The sequence below is a fragment of the Sphingomonas sp. Leaf37 genome (assembly GCF_920939475.1).
Lineage (GTDB): Bacteria > Pseudomonadota > Alphaproteobacteria > Sphingomonadales > Sphingomonadaceae > Sphingomonas.
The window spans coordinates 149199-168127 of record NZ_CAKLAX010000005.1; the positions used below are offsets into that span (position 1 = coordinate 149199).

General features: G+C 60.0%; 20 protein-coding genes and 3 pseudogenes. 10 read left to right on the forward strand and 13 right to left on the reverse strand.

Annotation, left to right across the window (positions count from 1 at the left end):
- Positions 1 to 38 precede the first annotated feature (38 nt).
- Positions 39 to 848 (forward strand): annotated as a pseudogene (locus tag LRA87_RS16920) (IS5 family transposase).
- A gap of 127 nt (positions 849 to 975) precedes the next feature.
- A pseudogene (locus LRA87_RS16925) lies at positions 976 to 2141 on the forward strand (IS3 family transposase).
- Positions 2142 to 2388: 247 nt separating this feature from the next.
- Here LRA87_RS16925 and LRA87_RS16930 read toward each other — a convergent pair.
- Positions 2389 to 3510, reverse strand: coding sequence for a tyrosine-type recombinase/integrase (locus LRA87_RS16930; RefSeq protein ID WP_230781779.1), 1122 nt, complete (start codon positions 3508 to 3510; stop codon positions 2389 to 2391).
- Positions 3511 to 3835: 325 nt separating this feature from the next.
- Complete coding sequence (locus tag LRA87_RS16935) at positions 3836 to 4552, reverse strand: IS6 family transposase (protein ID WP_230781930.1); 717 nt, start codon at positions 4550 to 4552, stop codon at positions 3836 to 3838.
- Positions 4553 to 4774: 222 nt separating this feature from the next.
- Between LRA87_RS16935 and LRA87_RS16940 the strand changes: the two genes are divergently transcribed.
- On the forward strand, positions 4775 to 4942 hold the full coding sequence (locus LRA87_RS16940) for a hypothetical protein (protein WP_230781781.1): 168 nt from the start codon (positions 4775 to 4777) through the stop codon (positions 4940 to 4942).
- An 11-nt stretch (positions 4943 to 4953) separates the two neighbouring features.
- Here the strand turns inward: LRA87_RS16940 and LRA87_RS16945 are convergent, their stop codons facing one another.
- The 4 genes from LRA87_RS16945 to LRA87_RS16960 form a co-directional block, all read right to left on the reverse strand.
- The gene (locus LRA87_RS16945; protein WP_230781783.1) at positions 4954 to 5265 is read right to left on the reverse strand and encodes a hypothetical protein; all 312 of its coding nucleotides are present in this window, start codon (positions 5263 to 5265) and stop codon (positions 4954 to 4956) included.
- A gap of 398 nt (positions 5266 to 5663) precedes the next feature.
- Positions 5664 to 6110, reverse strand: a complete 447-nt coding sequence (locus LRA87_RS16950) for a hypothetical protein (protein ID WP_230781785.1) — start codon at positions 6108 to 6110, stop codon at positions 5664 to 5666.
- A 38-nt stretch (positions 6111 to 6148) separates the two neighbouring features.
- The gene (locus LRA87_RS16955; protein WP_230781787.1) at positions 6149 to 6490 is read right to left on the reverse strand and encodes a hypothetical protein; all 342 of its coding nucleotides are present in this window, start codon (positions 6488 to 6490) and stop codon (positions 6149 to 6151) included.
- A 50-nt stretch (positions 6491 to 6540) separates the two neighbouring features.
- Positions 6541 to 6993, reverse strand: coding sequence for a helix-turn-helix transcriptional regulator (locus tag LRA87_RS16960; RefSeq protein ID WP_230781789.1), 453 nt, complete (start codon positions 6991 to 6993; stop codon positions 6541 to 6543).
- A 263-nt stretch (positions 6994 to 7256) separates the two neighbouring features.
- Between LRA87_RS16960 and LRA87_RS16965 the strand changes: the two genes are divergently transcribed.
- Positions 7257 to 7652 (forward strand): hypothetical protein, encoded by a 396-nt coding sequence (locus LRA87_RS16965; RefSeq protein WP_230781791.1) that lies wholly within the window; start codon positions 7257 to 7259, stop codon positions 7650 to 7652.
- 503 nt (positions 7653 to 8155) lie between these two features.
- Here the strand turns inward: LRA87_RS16965 and LRA87_RS16970 are convergent.
- A complete protein-coding gene (locus LRA87_RS16970; protein ID WP_230781800.1) occupies positions 8156 to 8422 on the reverse strand; it encodes a hypothetical protein in 267 nt (88 codons plus the stop codon).
- Between the two features lie 283 nt (positions 8423 to 8705).
- Here LRA87_RS16970 and LRA87_RS16975 point away from each other — a divergent pair, with 283 nt between their 5' ends.
- The gene (locus LRA87_RS16975; RefSeq protein WP_230781802.1) at positions 8706 to 9941 is read left to right on the forward strand and encodes a glycosyltransferase; all 1236 of its coding nucleotides are present in this window, start codon (positions 8706 to 8708) and stop codon (positions 9939 to 9941) included.
- Here the strand turns inward: LRA87_RS16975 and LRA87_RS16980 are convergent.
- The 3 genes from LRA87_RS16980 to LRA87_RS16990 all read right to left on the reverse strand — a co-directional run bounded on the left by LRA87_RS16980 (position 9870) and on the right by LRA87_RS16990 (position 12137).
- Entirely contained in the window at positions 9870 to 10652 is a 783-nt protein-coding gene (locus tag LRA87_RS16980; RefSeq protein ID WP_230781804.1) for a fatty acid desaturase, read from the reverse strand. The two genes, LRA87_RS16975 and LRA87_RS16980, sit on opposite strands and share 72 nt — an antisense overlap.
- Positions 10649 to 10978, reverse strand: coding sequence for a hypothetical protein (locus LRA87_RS16985; protein WP_329958607.1), 330 nt, complete (start codon positions 10976 to 10978; stop codon positions 10649 to 10651). The genes LRA87_RS16980 and LRA87_RS16985 overlap by 4 nt, the downstream gene beginning before the upstream one ends.
- A 151-nt stretch (positions 10979 to 11129) precedes the next feature.
- Positions 11130 to 12137 (reverse strand): phosphatase PAP2 family protein, encoded by a 1008-nt coding sequence (locus tag LRA87_RS16990; protein WP_230781815.1) that lies wholly within the window; start codon positions 12135 to 12137, stop codon positions 11130 to 11132.
- A 255-nt stretch (positions 12138 to 12392) separates the two neighbouring features.
- Between LRA87_RS16990 and LRA87_RS16995 the strand changes: the two genes are divergently transcribed.
- A complete protein-coding gene (locus LRA87_RS16995) occupies positions 12393 to 12587 on the forward strand; it encodes a hypothetical protein (protein WP_230781816.1) in 195 nt (64 codons plus the stop codon).
- A gap of 54 nt (positions 12588 to 12641) precedes the next feature.
- On the opposite strand, the gene LRA87_RS17000 is transcribed toward LRA87_RS16995, so the two are convergent.
- A complete protein-coding gene (locus tag LRA87_RS17000) occupies positions 12642 to 14441 on the reverse strand; it encodes an autotransporter domain-containing protein (protein ID WP_230781818.1) in 1800 nt (599 codons plus the stop codon).
- 123 nt (positions 14442 to 14564) lie between these two features.
- Between LRA87_RS17000 and LRA87_RS17005 the strand changes: the two genes are divergently transcribed.
- The 3 genes from LRA87_RS17005 to LRA87_RS17015 all read left to right on the forward strand — a co-directional run bounded on the left by LRA87_RS17005 (position 14565) and on the right by LRA87_RS17015 (position 17023).
- A complete protein-coding gene (locus LRA87_RS17005; RefSeq protein ID WP_230781820.1) occupies positions 14565 to 14807 on the forward strand; it encodes an HIRAN domain-containing protein in 243 nt (80 codons plus the stop codon).
- A gap of 536 nt (positions 14808 to 15343) precedes the next feature.
- Positions 15344 to 15868, forward strand: coding sequence for a MucR family transcriptional regulator (locus LRA87_RS17010; protein ID WP_230781822.1), 525 nt, complete (start codon positions 15344 to 15346; stop codon positions 15866 to 15868).
- 504 nt (positions 15869 to 16372) lie between these two features.
- Entirely contained in the window at positions 16373 to 17023 is a 651-nt protein-coding gene (locus tag LRA87_RS17015; RefSeq protein WP_230781824.1) for an outer membrane protein, read from the forward strand.
- A 77-nt stretch (positions 17024 to 17100) separates the two neighbouring features.
- Here the strand turns inward: LRA87_RS17015 and LRA87_RS17020 are convergent, their stop codons facing one another.
- Positions 17101 to 17529, reverse strand: a complete 429-nt coding sequence (locus tag LRA87_RS17020) for a thermonuclease family protein (RefSeq protein ID WP_230781832.1) — start codon at positions 17527 to 17529, stop codon at positions 17101 to 17103.
- A gap of 318 nt (positions 17530 to 17847) precedes the next feature.
- Between LRA87_RS17020 and LRA87_RS17025 the strand changes: the two genes are divergently transcribed.
- Positions 17848 to 18114 (forward strand): hypothetical protein, encoded by a 267-nt coding sequence (locus LRA87_RS17025; protein WP_230781834.1) that lies wholly within the window; start codon positions 17848 to 17850, stop codon positions 18112 to 18114.
- Between the two features lie 48 nt (positions 18115 to 18162).
- Here the strand turns inward: LRA87_RS17025 and LRA87_RS17035 are convergent.
- Positions 18163 to 18879: pseudogene (locus LRA87_RS17035) on the reverse strand (IS6 family transposase).
- Positions 18880 to 18929 lie beyond the last annotated feature (50 nt).

An 18929-nucleotide genomic window follows, 5' to 3' on the forward strand; every position in this document is an offset into this window, starting at 1 on the left:
TATGGACTTGGGAGCGTGCGTGATTCATCCGTCATCGAATGAACACTTGTCGCAAGCCCTATCCGTCTGACGTCAGCGACGAGGAATGGTCGCTGGTTGCGCCGTACCTGCTGTTGCAGCGCGAGGATGCCGGCCAGCGGGAACACGATCTGCGCGAGGTGTTCAACGGTCTGCGCTATATCGTGAAGACCGGCGCGCCGCGGCGGTGGATGCCGAACGATCTTCCGCCCTGGGCGGCTGTGTACCAGCAGACGCAGCGGTGGTTGGCGGCGGGCTGCTTCGAAGCGCTGGTGGACGAGCTGCGTGCGGTGTTGCGTCTGGCGGCAGGCGGCAAGGCCGAACCGACCGCTGCGATCATCGACAGCCGGACGCTACGTTCCACGCCCAAAAGCGGCGAACGCGCCGGCTATGATGGGGGCAAGCGCAAGAAGGGCTCGAAGATCCACATGGCCGTCGACACGCTGGGTCATCTGCTGGCGCTCCACGTCACGCCGGCCAGTGCGGAGGATCGCGGCGAGGTGGAACGGCTCGCGCGTACCGTCTAGGCGGTCACCGACAACGCCGTCGAACTGGCCTGGGTCGATCAAGGCTATACCGGCGAACGGGCCGCCAGCGCGGCAAGCAGGCACGGCATCGCGCTCGAAGTCGTCAAGCTGCCAGAGGCCAAACGTGGCTTCGTCCTCCTGCCGGGACGCTGGGTCGTCGAGCGGTCATTTGCATGGGCGACCCGCTTCAGGCGTCTCGTCAAAGATTCCGAGCGCTATGCCGAAACACTCGCAGGACTTCACATCGTCGCCTTCGCCTGCCTCATGATGAAGCAGGCTGCCGCACTCGCTGCAGGTTCATAACAGCCTCTACGCTCAGGACTCATTGGTCATAGCCAGGAGATGACGGTGTAGCAGCGAGAGCGATGGCTGATCTTCCCTCGGTTTGACGGACACCGATGATAGGTTCTGCGGAGCCAGGAGGTGTATAATGGCAATTACGACGAAGCGTCGGTTCACGGACGAGTTCAAGCGTGAAGCGGTGGCGCTGTGGGAGACGAGCGGTCGGATGCAGACCGAGGTGGCCGCCGAGTTGGGGATTATGCCGACGATGTTGCGTCGTTGGCAGCGCAAGTTGGGGGATGGCAGCGCTGTGCCGGCAAGCCCGGCGGCGAAGCCGCCAGTATCGGCGCTGGCGTCGCCAGCGGATCAGGCGTCTTAAGATCGCGCGGCTGCGGCGCGAGCTGGACCGGGCGCGGATGGAGCGCGACATATTAAAAAAAGCCGTCGGCATCTTTGCGGAGATGCCGCGGTGAAGTTCGCCTTTATCGAGCAGCATGCGTCTACCTGGCCGGTGAACGTCATGTGCCGCATGCTCGGCGTGTCGCGGAGCGGCTATTACGACTGGCGTGGCCGGGCACCGAGCGCGCGAACGACGGCGAACCTGGCGTTCGCGCGCTCGGCTCCAGGCGCGCCATCAGGGGCGCTACGGGTCTCCCGGGATGCATGCCGCCCTGCGGGCGGAGGGCCGGCAGTGCAGCCGTGGCCGGGTCGAGCACCTGATGCGTCGACACCGCATCCGTGCGCTGGCCGGGCGCCGGTTCCGGCCCTGCACCACCGACAGTCGTCACTATCTGCCGATTGCCCCGAACCTGCTGGCGCAGGACTTTGTGGCGACCGCGCCGAGTACGATCTGGCTCGCCGATATCACCGACATAGCGACCGGCGAAGGCTGGCTGTATCTGGCTGCGGTGCTCGACCTGGCAACCCGCAAGATCGTCGGGTGCGCGATACGTGACCATATGTGAACCGAGTTGCCACTCGCTGCCATGATGATGGCCGCTCAGCGGCAGCGTCCAGCGCCCGGCCTCATCTGCCACTCGGATCGCGGGTCGCAATATGCCGCCGGTACCTATGTCGATTACCTGTCGGCGATCCGCGCCGTGCCCTCGATGAGCCGCACCGGCAGTTGCTACGACAATGCCCCGATGGAGAGTTTCTTCCACACCCTGAAGGTCGAACTGGTCCATCAATGCCGCTGGGCGACCCAGGCGGAAGCCCGACAGGCGCTGTTCGGATACATCGAAGGCTATTAGGATGCACTCGGCCCTCGGGTATCTAACTCCCGAGCAAGCCGAGCAGCGCATGACCGGCTAACCCAGAGTGTCCGTCGGACCAAGGGAAGATCACAGCCATCTGAAGCGCCTCAGATACGCTGTCATGCTGCTGACGCTGGCCGTCGCTACCGTAGTGCGGTTTACAGCACATGGAGGTGCGACAAACACGACCGAGCCTGACAATCTTTCCCCTTGGCGGCAAACCGATGTGGCCACCGCACGCTGGCTGGTGATGCTCAATATGAACGCCTGTCCGAAAGTCGCGAGCGGGAGAAGGGAATGTCTGCTTACAGAAACCCTTCACCCGCGTGCTCCCGAAACCGCTCATGATCACGCACATATTCAGCAACCATCTCTAAGGAGGAGTGCCGACTGTGCTCTTTCATTTTGAAGAGATTGGCGTTCTGTCGACCGGCTTCTGTAAGGAAGCCGGCGCGGAGGGAGTGACCGGAGAACAGTTCAGGTGAGTAGCCAGCAGCGACAGCGGCGGCCTTTACCACGAGCGCAACGCCCTGAGCGCTCATAGGCCTTTCGGTCAGACGGCCTTGAGGCGTCAGCTTGCGAAAGACAGGACCGCTGGTGATCCCGGCGATCTCCAACCAGGCGCGGTAGTGCCGAACAGGCTCAAGGCGCCGACCATCTGGAATTGCGACAGTATGCCCTTTGCCTTCTTGGTCAGTCTTCGACGCGGCGATCCGCACGAGAAGTCCGCGGCTGTCCTCAATTACTTGGCTTACTGTTATACCGACCAGCTCCGAACGCCGAAATGCACCGGCCATGCCGATCGCGAGTAATGCGCGATCGCGATAAGCGCGCAGATCTTCACCAATGATCGCGCGCAACATGTCACGTAGCACGTCCCCGTCAGCGGGGCGCTTTTTGCCAGGCAACTCGCTGCGTTTGTCTTTGCGGATGCCACGCATGGCGCGCTCGAGGCGAGCCGCGTCCGGTTGGGAAGTCGGCGGCTCGATATCCGCAGCACGGTGAGCAAAGACGATAGCCGCTAGCCGGCGGCCGATCGTCGCGCGGCCGAGCGGCACCGGCTCTTTGCGCGGCAGTACCGTGCCGCGTTTCGTCCGCCGAGGCTCTTGAGGGGTGAATCCGCTCTCGGCGAGCAGCGTCAGGAACGCCGCGACTGTCGCCGGCGTCGCGGGGAGCGGACGATACCCGGATTCCTGGCACCACGCGCAAAAGAGGCGCCAATCCGACTTGTAGGCACGCAAGGTCGCATCGGCGGACGCGCGCTTGACATAGTCGTCGACACGTTCGCGGTCTTGGGGGGCGAGCTGCGGGAGATAGGGTTCAAGGGACTGAACTCGATCAACGACCACCAGCGCATCAGCCACGATCGCATCCAGGTCTGCACGATCGACGCGAGCCGCTGCATCAATCTGATCATCAATGGTCAAGCCAAGCTCCTGCGCATCACGTTAATTCGACCGGCTTCCGTACGGGAGACCGCGCCGCGCCGTTGAAACGGCTAATCGACTACCAGAAATCACACTAGAATGTAATTAGCAGGAATCAGTGTTATCGCTAATTAGGGTTGGGACGAAGGTGTGTCGGCCGTCCAGAACCGATCGCCAGGACTCGGAACGTAAAGGCTGGACCCGTCCAGCCAAAGCACTGCCGGTCATCTTTAATCAAGCTAGGTGTTTGATCGGTGCTGTCAGTCTAATGCGAACCGCTCTCCACACGATGCAAATAGGTCTTTGAAGGAGACGGGCTAGCTAGCTAGCATCTGCCACTCCGCCACTCCGCCAGTGCAGCGGAGCGTCTTTTCCGGTAGGTCTGTCGGTCGACGAGATGCCGTTCGAGGCTGAAGTGGTTGTGGATGTTGGCGTGGACAGAGGCGAACTTTTGCAGCGTCTTCATATGCCGGAACCGCAGCATCGCTCGCTCTCGTCGTCGGAACGGCAGATGACTGTTCTCCACCCGGTTATTGGCCCAGCGTCCGACCTCCTGCTTCTCGCGGTTGCCCAGCTTGTTCATCGCCGCACCGTAGGTGCGAAGGCCGTCGGTGGTGATCACCTCAGGTGAGCCGTGCCGCTTCAGCGCCTTCTTCATGAAGGCAAGGGCCGCCGCCTTGTCGCGGCTCTTCGTAACGTAGCTCTCCAGCACCTCGCCCTCGTGATCGACGGCTCGCCATAGGTAGACCATCTCGCCGTTCAGCTTCACGTACATCTCGTCGAGATGCCAGCGCCAGTGGCGGAAGCCCCGCATGCGGCTCACCCTCTGGCGGCGGATGTCGCCTGCGAACAGCGGACCGAAACTGTTCCACCACAGCCGCACCGTCTCATGACAGATGTCGATCCCGCGTTCGAACAGCAGGTCCTCCACATTGCGCAGCGACCGTGGGAAGCGCACGTACATCAGCACGACCAGCCGGATTACCTCCGGTGACGAGTTGAAGTAGCGGAACGGTGAGGCAGGCTTGCGGGCACGGGGCATCGTCACGCTCCTACCCTGCCCTCCTTACCGGCCGGTGCATTTGGTTTGACGGAGCCTGCCCGGCACCTATCGCTGGTATGTGGCCTACCACCGCTACTTGCCCGAGGGTGGCGGCTACCCGACCTGATAACCAACCGGCCCATTTTCTGGCAGGATCCGACGAAGCGATGGCGGCATTATCGGATAATCGATAGAGTAGCGATCAAACGTTGGAGGACCAAGTTGCCTGATCCGGATAAAGCGGCGGCTATAAAGCAGGCTGTTTGGGAGCTTGAGGTTGAGCTTCTGGAGGCGATCGACCCTGGCTTCCGTGCGGCATTAGGTGAATTCATTGAGCAGGACTTTAGCGATATTCGGACTGTCGATAATGCGATGCATGATCAGCACTGACATTTACGATCTCATATAAGTTCAATGTATTTAATCAATCCTAGAATTTGATTGCTAGGATTCTTGCCACATACGATCGCGTACGGGGCTTCCACTGTGCGGATGACGAACACGTCGTGCTGCACGTTAATTGCCGCTTTCAGCTTAATAGCAATGGCTTTCAGGGAAAGATCGGACCGGAAGATTGCGAAGCAGGTGGTCTCCGTCCAACAATCTTTCGATATATCATCGATGACTTGTTGAACGGCTTGTTGGCGGCGTGCGGCGGTTGAACTTCGCACCGTCGCATCGCCAATTTTGAAGCTGATCCAGTATGCGCGCATTATTGTTTAGTCCCTGTCGGCTGCCAGCGTTTAAGTGCAGTCTTTTATCCAAGCGGTGATTCTCACGCGTGTTTCGTCGGACAACTTGAGATATGCACGTCTTCGATCTTCTGGATCAGGGACCCGGATGATTTCACCACGCTGCACCATGACACTGATGTGGCGCAGAGCTGTTGTTGGAGGTGCGTTTGCAGCGATACACAGTGACGTAACAGCGATCGTCCTGTCTCGAAGCCCCGCCACGTAAAGATCGAGCAGCATATCCCAGTCAGGCTCAATAAAGAGACTTGAGCGGAGATATTTCCGACGCTTCGCTCTTGCTAAGATAATGTTTTCGGCGGTTTTCAATAGGTCATGAGGCCCATCCGACACGCGAGCAGGGGCGTGAATGTAATCAGTTACGAGCCGACTGATTTCGCGAAGGCGTTCTGTGATCGTTGCTGCCGTACTGAGACGATCAGGATCACGATCATGATGTAGACCCACAACTGTTCCGCGACCGCGTAAGCCATTGGGACGGTCTGCGGTTTGAGGAAGCGGGCCAAGTGCGTCATCACCGCTATGATCTGAAGGGCCGTGATCCAAAGAGGCCAAAACCTCGTGCTCCTTGCCATGATGACGATGAAGGCGATGAGCGTCGCGACATCGACCATGAAGATGCCCGTTTCTGCGCTGTACCAAACCGGGCCACGATTGGCAGCGATGCCTGTCGCAAGCGAACCGATCGTGATGGCGATGATGCACCAACGCTCGGCACTCTCGCCTCGGACACCGACGTAGATCAGCGTGGCGGCAAGGATACATAGGAAGATGACGGGGACAAAGATCAACGCGACGGTCAGCATAACGATACAATAGCCACATTACCGCCGCGTCGAACCCTCTAGGCGATGATCGTGTCGTTCGTCAGCACGGCTTCCATGGGCGGGCAACCGGGCAGACTGCCAATTGCGGTTTCCTGCATGCCAAATTTGGCTCGCGTCAGCACAAGTTCGCGTCGGGTGGCGGCGATGCCATTACGAACTTCCCCTAACGCGGCGACGGTCGCGAATGTGTTCATCATCGCCGAATGAATCGGTAGAGGGCCGACCTGTGCTTCGATTGTACCCTCGGCGAGAGACGCAAGGAAGCGACCGGCGCGGGCAATCGCAACATCAATGGCGCATTCGAACGGAGCGAGTTCGGAAACGATCGAGGCGGCGGCTTCTTGAACGATGTGGGGCATGGTTTTCTCCGGGCGCTGATAGCGCAAGATTGACCAGCTGCTTGTGCCGGTCAGAACATTTCGGAAAGGCTGCTTAAGGCAGCGGCGCATCCGCCAAACACAAGGGCGATGATCGCTGCCAGCACGAGCGAGTAGAAGAGCTTTACGGTGAAAGTCATCTCATTGTGCGGTCTTCCTCCCGTTGGAAACGGCAAAGGGAAGATATGCTTCCCCTCACCGCTACTGTCCGCGAGGAGTGCCGCTTCAACGGGCGGCAGCACCACTATCTCTGGCTCATATATAGGCGGTTCATACATGCCGCCCTCGTACTGGAAGAGGAGACGAGCCGCCTCCGCGCTACGATCTACGCCAAGATGTCGGCGCGCTGCCGCCAGCCGTTGATTGACCGTCACGGGGCTGCGCCCGATGTGCCGCGCGATGTTTTTCACCTCCCAACGGGCGTGAAACAGCCGAAGGCATTCCTTTTGCCCATCAGTCAGGCGATCGAATTTGGTTTCCCCCATATTAAGATGGTTTAGCGCCATTATGAGCGAGAACAATCAGGACAAATTCGATCGCTAGGTTGAAGCAGCGCCAATGCTCGCCTCAATAGCTTGACGGGTGATCTGAGCTACTGCCCGTTTTGAGGCGATCGGCGAAACGGTCGACATCGTCCGTGCGGATCACCCATATGTCGTAGCATAATTAGCCCGGCCGGGTCCGATGTGGCTGCCAGATCGTTGAACGATCTCAGTGTGATAACGCGCGCGGATACGGAGCCAGGAATATGTCACCGAAGGATCTCGTTGATAGCGCTGCCAGCGCCGCTGGTTCTGTTGCTGCGGTCGCCGCCAATTCGGGCGACACAGCCTCGCAACGATCCGCGTTGCTCGACAAGCTATGTCAGGCTCGAGCGGCGTTTGATATGAACCAGTCCACCCAAGCCGGCGGGCAGTGGCTCGTCCCTGACGACGCTGGACGAGTGGCATTCACACCCACCCGCCCGGATGGCCAGCCCATGGTCATAGGCGGGCAGGCGGTGACGTTCTGGAAGGTTGAAGAGCTTCCGGCGGTGCTGGATGCACTCGAAGCCGCAATCAACGCCGGCGAACTCGACCCACAGCTCACAGGATCGACACCTGCAGGGCATTCACTACCACTGGAGCGTCTCGCGCCGCGGTGAACGACGGTTGTTCGTGCCTTTCGCGGATCGACTGCTGCGCTTGCATTGCGGATGAACCGACGTCATCGCCGGTCGGATCGCAGGTTATGATCGTAAAAACCGTCCCCTTCGCCGTCTGCTGCCAGAACCCAGCGACGCCGAATACAGGCTGTTCCGGCAAGGCGAACCACATCTCACCCTTGGTGGGCGGTCCCTCACCAAGGAAATCCCACAGAATAAGATCTACTGCGCGGCGGCCGCCCTTTTCGCGGACGGCAAACGCCTTGCCGGAGTTCGAGAACAGCTCGACCGGAACCTTTTTCGGCCGGGCTACGTCCCGCGCTCACTTAGCGCCCAAGCGCCCGAACAGCGTCACAGGTTCCCTCAATAGGCGTGCGCGGTTGGACGTCAGACCAAACCCAACCAGCGCGCCGCTGTCCACAAGGTGGATACCGCGCCCGCAATCACCGCTGTCCCGACAATCGCCACCTCAACATCGAAAAGGGTCGGACGGCGACATCGCATCACTCGCTGATCTCGTCGTCTTCGTTGGCGGCGCTTCTGGTCACGCCACGGGCCGCCAATATCGCGTTGAGTTGCTTTTTGATGCTCATCCCGGAGGTATGGCTCACGACGTTCGCGTGCCCCTCCCGCAGGAGCCGTTCGCGAATGTCGTTGACGGAATGGCACGCCCCGGTGCGCGCTAGCTGGAATGCACGTTCAACGGTGCTAATTTCCGAGCCTTCGTTCACTCGGCGCTGCGGAGGAATGAGTTGATCTTCGTAGTCCATTCATCCAGCGTGGAGATCCGATGCCCTACTGGCAAGGCACCGCCCGCTCAGCAGCGACCCGCGAGAACATAGTTTTATTTCAACGGATGGCGGTGATCAGATCACGATTGCATCGCAGAGCTCCGGACCCGCCGTACTCGATTACAAATTCGATAACGGCATGATCGATGCTAAGGCTTTAGCGCTCGATCACGCGTATGCGGCGCCTCCGGGGTGAGGATGCCCGGGGTCGAGAACGATCTAAGAGCCTGATGCAGCTGCTTTCCTGCCGATCGGACCCTGCTTGAGCACCGCCCGCCGTCATTTCGCGATCATCGCACCCCCGACCCCAGGTCACGTCAATCCGTTGCAGGCTCTCGGAGCCGAACTGATGAGCCTTGGGCATCGCGTCACTTTTGTGCACCAGGCGGACGTAGCCCCACTTATCAGTCGAACGCAGATGGGCTTCGAGCCATTGTCGATGGTGATCGACGCAGAGCAATCCCTTGCTGAATACAATGCGGTTCTTGCCGCTCCCACAGGTCCCGTCGGTCTTACGCGCATGATCCAGGCAACGGCGAGAATGAGCGAGCGGCTTCTGAAGCATGCTCCGGGCGCGCTGGATAGGATTGGGGCGAACGCACTGATCGCGGACTCCGCAGAGCCGGCAGGCGAGCTTCTTGCTCAATCTCTGGATCTGCCGTTCGCAGTCAGCGTCACCGGTCTACCGCTGCTCGGCGAACCTGATGTGCCACCTCCGTATCTCGGCTGGAAGTATAGCGCCAACGCGACCGGACGGTTCCGCAACCGCGGCGGCTACTGGGTTGCGAAACGGCTGATGCGCCCTGTCACCGATATGCTGGAAGGCTACCGAAGCAATGCCGGATTCTCGCATGGCCAGACCGAAGCCCGCGTCTATGTGGCGCAATGCCCGCAGGCGCTGGACTACGCCCGCAAGCACCTGCCACCAAACTTCCATTACGGCAGTCCCTGGCGTGTCCAGTCATTGGTGGACACTGATCTTCAAGAGGACGATCGGCCGTTGATATTCTGTTCGCTCGGGACGCTCCAAGGCTCTCGATGCAGGCTGTTCGCCACGATGTCGGCGGCATGCGCGACCATCGGCGCGAGGGCCGTGATCGGGCATGGCGGAGGGTTAAGTTCGACGCAGGCTGCAGCCTTGCCCGGCGATCCGCTAGTCCGCGCTTTCTGGCCGCAAGAGAGCGTGCTGCGGCGCTGCTCCGCAGCGGTACTGCACGGCGGCTTCAACACCACGCTCGATGCGCTAGCGGCCGGCGTGCCGATCGTGGCCCTGCCGATCGCATTCGAACAGCCCGGCACGGCCGCGCGCCTGAAATGGCTGGGTGCCGGCGAGGTCGCGTCACCCGGCTTCGTCACGGTTCGCAGCCTAGCCGCAAAGCTGACGCGCGTTATGTCGGACCCGAGCTACCGCCGTGTGGCGGCTAGTTTATCCGTTGAAATGAAGGCCGCCGGCGGGGCCGCGAGCGCCGCCGCCCGGATCGACGAAGCGTTCAGATGACCGCTGCACGTGCGGCAGCCCCCACCACGGAATCATCGGGCTGAGATGATGTTCGTGGTGGTACGTTCCGAAGTTGAAGCAGGTAGCGAGGGCGCCAAGTGGCGAATAGCCGTTTCCCCGAGCGTTGTGCGCATCGGCGAACGGCGTCGCCTCATGCCGATGGGGCAGATAGGTCCCGAACAGGAAAAGCTGAGCTAGCGCGACGAGCGCAGGGATGGCCCAGAATACAACGATGTTCACAAGCGAGGCACCGAGCAGCATGTAGATGATCGCTGCCACTGTGATGCGCGCGATCTGTGCGTGAGTGTAATAGCCGGTGAAAAATCTTATAAACCAAGACCATGCATTGCACGGTCCGGTAGGGTTGAAGTCGGGATCAGCATCCGTTCCGGGCGCCGCGTGATGGGCGTGATGTTTGGGGTAGAGCACTCCGTAAGACAGGCCGGCGTACGCGCCCAGACAGATCGTGCCAACCACAGTGTTCATCGTTGGACGCCCGGGAGCGAATGAACCGTGCATGCAGTCGTGCGCGATGATGAAAAGGCCGGTGCTCAGCCACGCCTGCAACAGGACCAGCACCACCGCCGCAACCGCAGATGCGGCACTCCATTCCCAAAAAAAGATGCCGACGACGTGGATCGTCGTCCACGCCGCCCCGATGAGAAGCGCAAGCAATAGGCTGAGGACAGAGCCGTCGCGACGGCGAATCATTGTTCTACGCGCTCCGCCAGTCGGCGCTTCAGCTTCGCGGGATCCGGTGCGAACAAGAAACCGAAGCTGACGCCCCCGTCCTTCCCCTTTACCGCGTGATGGAGGCGATGCGCCTGCAGCAGCCGCTTTGAATAGCCGCGTCGTGGCACCCACCGCATGCCGAAACGCTGGTGCACCATGATGTCGTGCACGAATGCATAGATGCCACCGTAGATTGTGATACCGAGCGCGCACCACCAAAGCGGCTCCCACCGCAGGCCGGCGACGAACATGCCGATGACAATGGCGGCGAAACTCAGAGCGTACAGGTCGTTCTTCTCGAACACGCCAGATCGAGGTTCATGGTGAGAGCGATGCCAACCCCACCCCCATCCATGCATCACGTATTTGTGCGTCGCCCACGCGAAGCATTCCATGAACACGACCATGCCTACAACTAGAGCGAGCTTCTCAGACCATTGCATTATCGGCTCCGGATTATTCCTCCCGCATCGCAGTTCGAGCGGCAGGCCATCTCCGGACAGAACGAACGATGACAGCTAAAGAGCCGGTCGCTGAAACACTGAATCCATTCAAGGACGCCGCAACGGAAGAAAACGTCGGTGCAATCCACAGCGCCAGTACGGCCAGACCTGCACCTGCAAGCACATCGACAGCGTAGTGACCGCCGAATAGCGGCGTGGCGAAAATCGTGACGGTTGCCCAGATCGGGGCGATGATGCGGCCCCAAGAGGTCTTGCCGACCGCCCAAGTCAGGATGATGGGCAGGGTAGCATGGTAGCTGGGGAAGGTGACGATGCCCATCATCTGCGTGAGATCGATTGTGCGCCAGCTTCCGTCGCGAAGTCCGACGAGCATGCCTTGCTCCCTCCACGCGACGGATGGCCAAAGGTGGATGTAAAGCCCGGGGTCGAAAACGTTGCCGAGTGCCGGCATCAGACCGGAGATCAGTATTGTAACGAAGCCGCTCGCAATCGCGGCGGTCACCGCAGTGCGCAACCGGTCCACCTGGCTGGTCGCGCTCAACACCAGGATGCAGGCGACCATCTGTAGTGTGAGGCTATGGTACGCCAGTCCGCCGATCCAAAGCGCGACCGGGAGGCGATCCGCTGCGGCAAAGAGGAACGGCCAATCGAAACCCATTGCCCGGTCCAAGACAATGAATTGCCTGTCCCACAGCGGTCCGGCACGGGCCGCCAGGCCATAGGACAGAACGACGCCGATCAGCGTAAATAGCGTCATCTGCAGGAAGGCCGCCGCACCTTCGTATAGCGACGGCCGGTTCCGCACCTTCCCGACCAGCATCACCGATAAGAGGCACGTCAAGCCGACTAAAGGAATGAGGCTCTGTGGCATCGCGATCCTGAAGCCCAACCCAAGGACCGTCAGCGTGCAGACCATTGCCATCACGGCAACCAACCACCACGTAACGGCATCACCATTGCTTCGGATTCTAGCTTTCGACATCGTCGACAAACGCGGCATTCTTCACCAAGTGCCCAACGTTGCTCGGGATCAAGACGAATGCAGAAGCTGTCTTGCGCCGAAACCGACTGTTCGAACTAGGCGACTTACCCAACTGCTAGACTGACCGGTTCATCGAACAGACCGGCATCGAAGCTCAGCCATGGCTCGCCCCCTGCAGTGGAGGGGAGTAAAATCCTAACCTGATTGTCATTTGACGGCGCGTTGGCGCGGACGCAGCATCGATCAGCCCGATCACCGGGCGGGAGGATGTTGATGCGCAAACTTCTATTCGCCGCGGCTAGCTTGGGTCTGCTGGTGACCGCCACACCATCGATCGCAGCACCATGCAAGGATGCGAAGGGCAAGTTCACGAAATGCCCGCCCAAGGCTCCCGTGAAGGCGACGCGGTGCAAGGCCGCGAACGGTAAGTTCGCCAAGTGCGGCACGCCTGGCGCGAAGCCAATCTGAGCAGTTGGGGCGGCAGCTTGATCCGCCGCCCCGCGCTTTGCCTCTGGGGTTCGTTTAGAAAGCTGCCGACAGACCCGCGAAAGCGGTAACGCTATCCCGATCATCGCGAAGAGCGTAGCCGGATACGCCACCCCGCAACGACAGAGCGCCGGCAATCTGTCCGTCAACACCGAACGCATAGCTCATGTAGCTGCGGTCAGCGCGCATGACGTCGCTGGTAAAGCTGATCGGCGCGCCGGTCGGCGTGATCGTGAACGTTCGAGGATCGTCGTCGAATTCGCGCTCATAGCCTGCCCGCGCGAACATACGGACGGGCTGACCGGGAACCGATCGCACCACCGCGCCGAAGCGGCCCGTCAGGCTCTCGATCTGCTGGTCGCCGAAGGTCGCTGCCGTCGATAGGCCGCCCCCCTCGGCATAGCCGTCGAGCCGCACCCGGTCGTACTGAACGGCCACGTCAGGACCGAACGCCACGCCGCCACGGGCGAAGAGGTCGAAGGCGGCGGTAACCCGTCCGGCGACATAGTCACCGTCAGTGCGGCCTTCGTGGCTGCGCAGCGCCGGCCCAAGTTGGACCGAGCGCCGGATGCGGCGATAGTCGATCTCGCCATAGGTGCCGTCGGCAAGCAGACGCACCGGCCCCAATTCTCCGCGAGCATAGCCGCTGACCGACCATGCGCGGGGCTTGTAGCTGCCGGCGCCCGCGGCAAAATCACCGGTGCCGCTGGAATAGCCGCCGACAACGCCAACGCCGGATGCTGCGCCGATAGCGAGGTCCGCACCGGCCGCCCCAGTGAAGCCGCGCTCGGTCAGGCCAACGTGCTGAGCCGAGGTCCCGGTGCTGTAATAATGATAGGCCGCGCTGCCGAACACCGACAGCCCACGCCCTAGCCGTTGCGAGCCGCCCCGTTGTGGCCCTTCCATGAGGTCGCGCTGCGCCCGGAACATCGCCTGTGCGGCATAACCGAGCCCGGCGATCTGTTCCGGTGCCTGCACCAAGCTGGCGATCGCCTGTCCCTGGATCCGCTGGGTCATGCCGGCTGGGTGGACGCTGTCAGCGAGGATGTAGGTTTCGTTGGCATTGGGCGCCACCAGCGTGCTGCGCGTGCACGATAGCGACGATGGTACCGTGCAGGCGACGCCGGTGACATTGGTATAGCCATAGGTCGAAGGACTCGAAACGAGTTCGTTGAACAGCCGATCGGTGTCGAAGTATAGCGCGTTGACGTTTCCGGCCGCGAGCGCGCTGGCGAAGGTACTGTTGAATAGCTGGAGCCCCGCGGCACCGCCGGTCTGCACGGCCAGGGTGATGATGCGCGTCGCACCAGCCGCCTGCACTCGTCGCACCTGATCGGCCAGCTGCGTCGCGGCGGTGGTTAGGATGGCGTTGTTAGTGCTGCCAGCCGCCTGGAACGCGAAATAGTCGTTGCCGCCGCCCTGGATATAGACGAGATCGCGCGGGCCGAATTTACCGCCTGCGGCGAGATAATTGCTGATCTGCGTAGTGACCGGGATCGACAGCGCGTTGGCCGCCGTAACGCGAGCCCCGCCGACTGCGTAGTTGGTGCCACCCTGCCCGTAGAAGGGTGCCAGCGGCAGACCCAGGCGCGCGGCAAGCACTTCGGGCGATACCGGATCGGGATTGGTCGTAAAGCTGCCGGCTTCGCGTGGAAGGCGCGGATCAAGCGTCAAATAGTAGCCGCCGTCCGCGAGGCTGTCGCCGAACACGACCATCCGGTCGTAGGATGTGCCCTTCTGCGAGGCTGTCTGTGCGGTGTTCGCCGTCTGGGCGTGGACGGGCAGCGCCGCGACTATTGTACCCGCCAATAGCGCGGCGGCGTATTGCGTCTTCATCGAACCTCTCCCTTGCGGCAGCGGATCGTTGTCCGCTGCTCGGCTGCGACTCTTCGCGTCCGCCGACATCCCGTCAAGCGCTTGCGGTTAATGCGTTGCGGCATTCGTCTCTAAAGGTCGCATATGCAGGAACTTACCCTGGCCGTCATAGGCATCGACTTCCCCAACACGGACGGCAGCAACTGCCGGTCCGAGGCGATGATGACGTTGCCCGGCGAACCGATCGAGTTGATCCCGGAGCCGACGAACAAGCACGACAGCAACGCCATTGCGGTGATGAGCCCACGCGGTGTGCAACTCGGCTACATCAATGCCGAGAGGGCGCCGTACAGCGGCGGGCGGATGGCCCGCGGTGAGAAAGACTAGGCGATCTTCCAGAGACTGGCTGGTGGATCAGCGTTCATTCGCGTTGGCTACGGTGGTGGTGCCCCGACGTTGCCGCCGTCATCGGACAAGTACGGTCAGCCTAGTGCCGATATAGGCCTGGTAGGAAGCTTGCTCGCATTGAAGCTGCGAGCACGACAGATCGCCCTTGTCGCTGCGTAACGTAGCCAAGGGTCGCTCCTCGCCATACCAGGCAGATCACCGCAGGCTTACGAAAATTGCCTTAAGGACCGTTCGTCCGCCGCCAGACGCCAATCCGGGGCCTTAGGTTACCTGGATAGCCTCACGACTACGACGGCGTTCTAACGCGTTTAAGACGGCCAATAGGCGAATTTAGCGTCTGCGGCGGTGGCGGTGATCGTCGATGATGTAACGGCAGTGACTCGACCTTTGTGGTGTTGGTATCGCCATCGTCATGAACTGTCATGCGTTCGGAAGATGTAGTATTTGATGATCCTTATTGAAGGAAAGCTGGTTTGAGTTTATGGGCATAGGCCCCTCATAAGATGAGTAACAGCATGTCTTCCGAATCCGACTCGGCTACGGTCGCTCTCGCCGCCGACCTGACCATTGCTTGGCTTGGCAACACGAACAATCGAGTGAATGCCGACGATGTGCCAGCATTTTTGCAGCAAATGCATCGGACAATCACAGATTTGTCGGCTAGCAAAGATGCCAACGCCACGGCTGCCGAACTCACGAAGGAATATACCCCTGCTGTATCGGCGCGGAAATCCCTGGCCTCGCCAGATTTCATCATCAGTATGATTGACGGCAAGCCTTATAAGACGCTGCGCCGCCACCTATCGACCAACGGAATGACCCCGGAGGAATACCGCGAACGCTTCGGCTTGAAGGCGGATTACCCCATGGTCGCCCCGACATACTCCGCAGCACGACAGGCCATGGCGAAGAAAATTGGCCTTGGTCGCAAGCCGGGCCAGACAAACGCTGTCAAGGTAGACGGGAAAGCTGCAAAGCCTCGTAAGGCGAGCGATGCCAAAGCTGCTGCACAGGCGCACCTTGGTAACTCAAACAGCTGAATAATCCTGGCATTTTAAATAGCATGGTGGGGATCGGCAAAAAAATCAGTCCTCACCAGTTTCGCCGCCAATCCTCGGTATCAAAGCCGTACTCGAGATTGTCGCTACTTGAATACAGGTTTGCATGCCAGATCCTTGTACAGAACGTCAGCGTTGATCAGACGCGGCATGTTTTTGCTATCTTAATCAAGCTACTCCCGCGCGGCATAGCGGCTTTTTATTTTCTTGGATCTGTATCGTCGGATTCTGCATTAAGTGGTGTAAATTTTTGCGACCAATGCTATTACTAGGAGGTCTGTACAGGTACAAATGCGAATTGCAAAAGCTCTTTACTTGGATTGATATGTTCGTTTTAGACATTAAAATCTAACGTTGAGGCGATCGATTTACTTCCGAATCGATCCTATTATATTAAGGCCGGTGTTAATATATTAAGGCCGGTGTTAACCATTGTTGTGTTTAGAAGCCACGCCCGGCGAGTTGGCGGGTACTAGGAGGTTTCTAATGAAGTTCGTTGCTATCGGAACAGCAGCGGTTGCCACACTGATGGCAACGTCCGCGTCTGCCCAATCTGTAAATCCGCTATTTACAGGGGTCCACATTGAAGCACGGGTAGGCTGGGACAATCCGAACATTCGCGCAACATTGTCCGATGGCGTCGATCGAATTAGCCGCAACGCGAGCAAGAGTGGAGCAGTCTACGGTGGAGAAATCGGCTACGATTATGCGCTGAATAATGTGTTGATTGGCGGATACGCGGGCATCGAGGACTCTTCTGCAAAGGAATGCGGCGAACTTTACGGTAATGACAGGCTCTGCCTACGTTCTGGTCGCAATCTCACGGCCGGTATCCGTCTGGGCGTACCAGTAGCCGAGCAGTTTGCTCTCTACGCTAGGGGTGGTTACTCCAACGGTCGTGCGTCCCTCGACTATCAAGACAATGACCTTATTCTTGCCGACGAGAACGAGGGCCGCAATTTTGACGGGTTCCACGTTGGCGGCGGCATCGAAGGCACGCTGACCGGTCGCGTTTACGGACGTCTAGAGTACGTCTACACTGGTTATGGCGACAAATCGGTTATCGCCGATGATATACGCGCGAGCATCGAGCCGAAGCGCCATCAGGTCGTCTATGGCATGGGGATCAGGTTCTAGGCTCTAAGCGTCAGGGGCGATCGAACACAATTTGATCGCCCCGCCTTAGCCGATCTGCTGCCTGCAATGAAGATCGATTACAGCCATACCGCAAGAGCCGAGCCCGGACACGCTCGCAGCACCCGTTTTCCGTCATCCCACTGCGACTTGTAGGCCGCTTGCCCGTGTTGAAGCTGCCAGCATGACAAATCGCCCTTGTCGCTGGACAGGATGGCCAAGGTACGCCCGTAATGATCCTCGCCAACCCGATTAATGCGGATCGTCCCCACCAGAGCGTCAGCTAGCGATCGCGTCGCCGCATAGGGATCGCCATCAACGCAATCTCGACCTTTGCGGCAATGACCGGGCAATTCGGGCGTATCGATGCCTAGCAGCCGTATGCGCTCGCCATTGCATCGGATCGTGTCACCATCCGTGACCGTGCAGCCGCTAACCGTATCGTCGTAGCCAGGTTTGAGGAACGACAGGGTTGAAGGGGGCATTATACCCACGATACCGCCCGCCATCGCCGCGGCCCCAAGAATTGCCGCCGGTAGAGCTGCTCGCCGAAACTGCGCCCGCCGCCGCTTGGTGCGATAGTGCCTCCCCATGTGGATAGGAACGGCGCGGAAAGGCTTATTGAACGACACACCGCGATATTAGCGGCAGCCGGTAAACGGCGAGTAACTTGAAGCTGCGAACGGACTGTCTCGATACCCTCAGCCATGGTCGCAAAGAACCGCACCCGAGTCTCGGCTTCAGAACATCCGCAAACTGGACTTTAGATAACGGAACCGTTCTGGGTTATACACGTATCAGCAACTGTGACTTCATAAGCCGCGGCAATGTCCAATTCTCTTGTCGCAGCCAAGCCCACACACGCGATCGAAGATGATCAGCTTCACGGCGTGATCCTCATCAGCGTAACAGGCTTCTTCGACTTACCGACGTTACGGGATCATTTTGCGGAAAATGGCGCAGTTGTGAAGCAATGGCGTGCAGCGGGCCGGCCGATGCAGGTACTGATCGACGCGGTTGATCTGAAGCCGCACAGCCTGGAGGGTCAGGCCTGCGTACAGGAGGCAACCGCATTGATGGTGCTTTCAGTCTAACGCGAACTGCTCTCCACGAGATGCACCTGGGTTTTTGAAGGCGACAGCCTAGCTGGCAAGCGTCTGCCACTCCGCCAGCGCGGCGGAGCGTCGTTCCCTGTACGTTTGTCGGTCGACGAGATGCCGTTCGAGGCTGAAGTGATTGTGGATGTTGGCGTGGACGGAGGCGAACTTCTGCAGCGTCTTCATCTGCCGGAACCGCAGCATCGCTCGCTTCCGTCGACGGAATGGCAGATGACTGTTCTCCACCCGGTTATTGGCCCAGCGTCAGACCTCCTGCTTCTCGCGGTTGCCCAGCTCGTTCATTGCCGCACCGTAGGAGCGAAGGCCGTCAGTAGTGATCGCCTCAGGTGAGCCGTACCGCGTTAGCGCCTTCTTCATGAAGGCAAGGGCCGCCGCCTTGTCGCGGCTCTTCGTAACGTAGCTCTCCAGCACCTCGCCCTCGTGATCGACGGCTCGCCATAGGTAGACCATCTCGCCGTTCAGCTTCACGTACATCTCGTCGAGATGCCAGCGCCAGTGGCGGAAGCCCCGCATGCGGCTCACCCTCTGGCGGCGGATGTCGCCTGCGAACAGCGGACCGAAACTGTTCCACCACAGCCGCACCGTCTCATGACAGATGTCGATCCCGCGTTCGAACAGCAGGTCCTCCACATTGCGCAGCGACCGTGGGAAGCGCACGTACATCAGCACCACCAATCGGAGCACCTCCAGCGACGAGTTGAAGTAGCGAAACGGTGGGGCAGGCTTCCGAGCGCGGGGCATGGCCACGCCCCTACCCTGCCCTCCTTACGAGCCGGTGCATTTGGTTTGAC

Coding starts and splice junctions, on each gene's coding strand:
- LRA87_RS17025 (WP_230781834.1), top strand. CDS start 17,848: ATGTCCAATTCTCTTGTCGCAGCCAAGCCCACACACGCGATCGAAGAT.
- LRA87_RS16950 (WP_230781785.1), bottom strand. CDS start 6,110: ATGCTGACCGTCGCGTTGATCTTTGTCCCCGTCATCTTCCTATGTATC.
- LRA87_RS17010 (WP_230781822.1), top strand. CDS start 15,344: ATGTCTTCCGAATCCGACTCGGCTACGGTCGCTCTCGCCGCCGACCTG.
- LRA87_RS17015 (WP_230781824.1), top strand. CDS start 16,373: ATGAAGTTCGTTGCTATCGGAACAGCAGCGGTTGCCACACTGATGGCA.
- LRA87_RS17020 (WP_230781832.1), bottom strand. CDS start 17,529: ATGGCGGGCGGTATCGTGGGTATAATGCCCCCTTCAACCCTGTCGTTC.
- LRA87_RS17000 (WP_230781818.1), bottom strand. CDS start 14,441: ATGAAGACGCAATACGCCGCCGCGCTATTGGCGGGTACAATAGTCGCG.
- LRA87_RS16955 (WP_230781787.1), bottom strand. CDS start 6,490: ATGCCCCACATCGTTCAAGAAGCCGCCGCCTCGATCGTTTCCGAACTC.
- LRA87_RS16960 (WP_230781789.1), bottom strand. CDS start 6,993: ATGGGGGAAACCAAATTCGATCGCCTGACTGATGGGCAAAAGGAATGC.
- LRA87_RS16935 (WP_230781930.1), bottom strand. CDS start 4,552: ATGCCCCGTGCCCGCAAGCCTGCCTCACCGTTCCGCTACTTCAACTCG.
- LRA87_RS16980 (WP_230781804.1), bottom strand. CDS start 10,652: ATGATTCGCCGTCGCGACGGCTCTGTCCTCAGCCTATTGCTTGCGCTT.
- LRA87_RS16995 (WP_230781816.1), top strand. CDS start 12,393: ATGCGCAAACTTCTATTCGCCGCGGCTAGCTTGGGTCTGCTGGTGACC.
- LRA87_RS17005 (WP_230781820.1), top strand. CDS start 14,565: ATGCAGGAACTTACCCTGGCCGTCATAGGCATCGACTTCCCCAACACG.
- LRA87_RS16970 (WP_230781800.1), bottom strand. CDS start 8,422: ATGGACTACGAAGATCAACTCATTCCTCCGCAGCGCCGAGTGAACGAA.
- LRA87_RS16945 (WP_230781783.1), bottom strand. CDS start 5,265: ATGCGCGCATACTGGATCAGCTTCAAAATTGGCGATGCGACGGTGCGA.
- LRA87_RS16965 (WP_230781791.1), top strand. CDS start 7,257: ATGTCACCGAAGGATCTCGTTGATAGCGCTGCCAGCGCCGCTGGTTCT.
- LRA87_RS16990 (WP_230781815.1), bottom strand. CDS start 12,137: ATGCCGCGTTTGTCGACGATGTCGAAAGCTAGAATCCGAAGCAATGGT.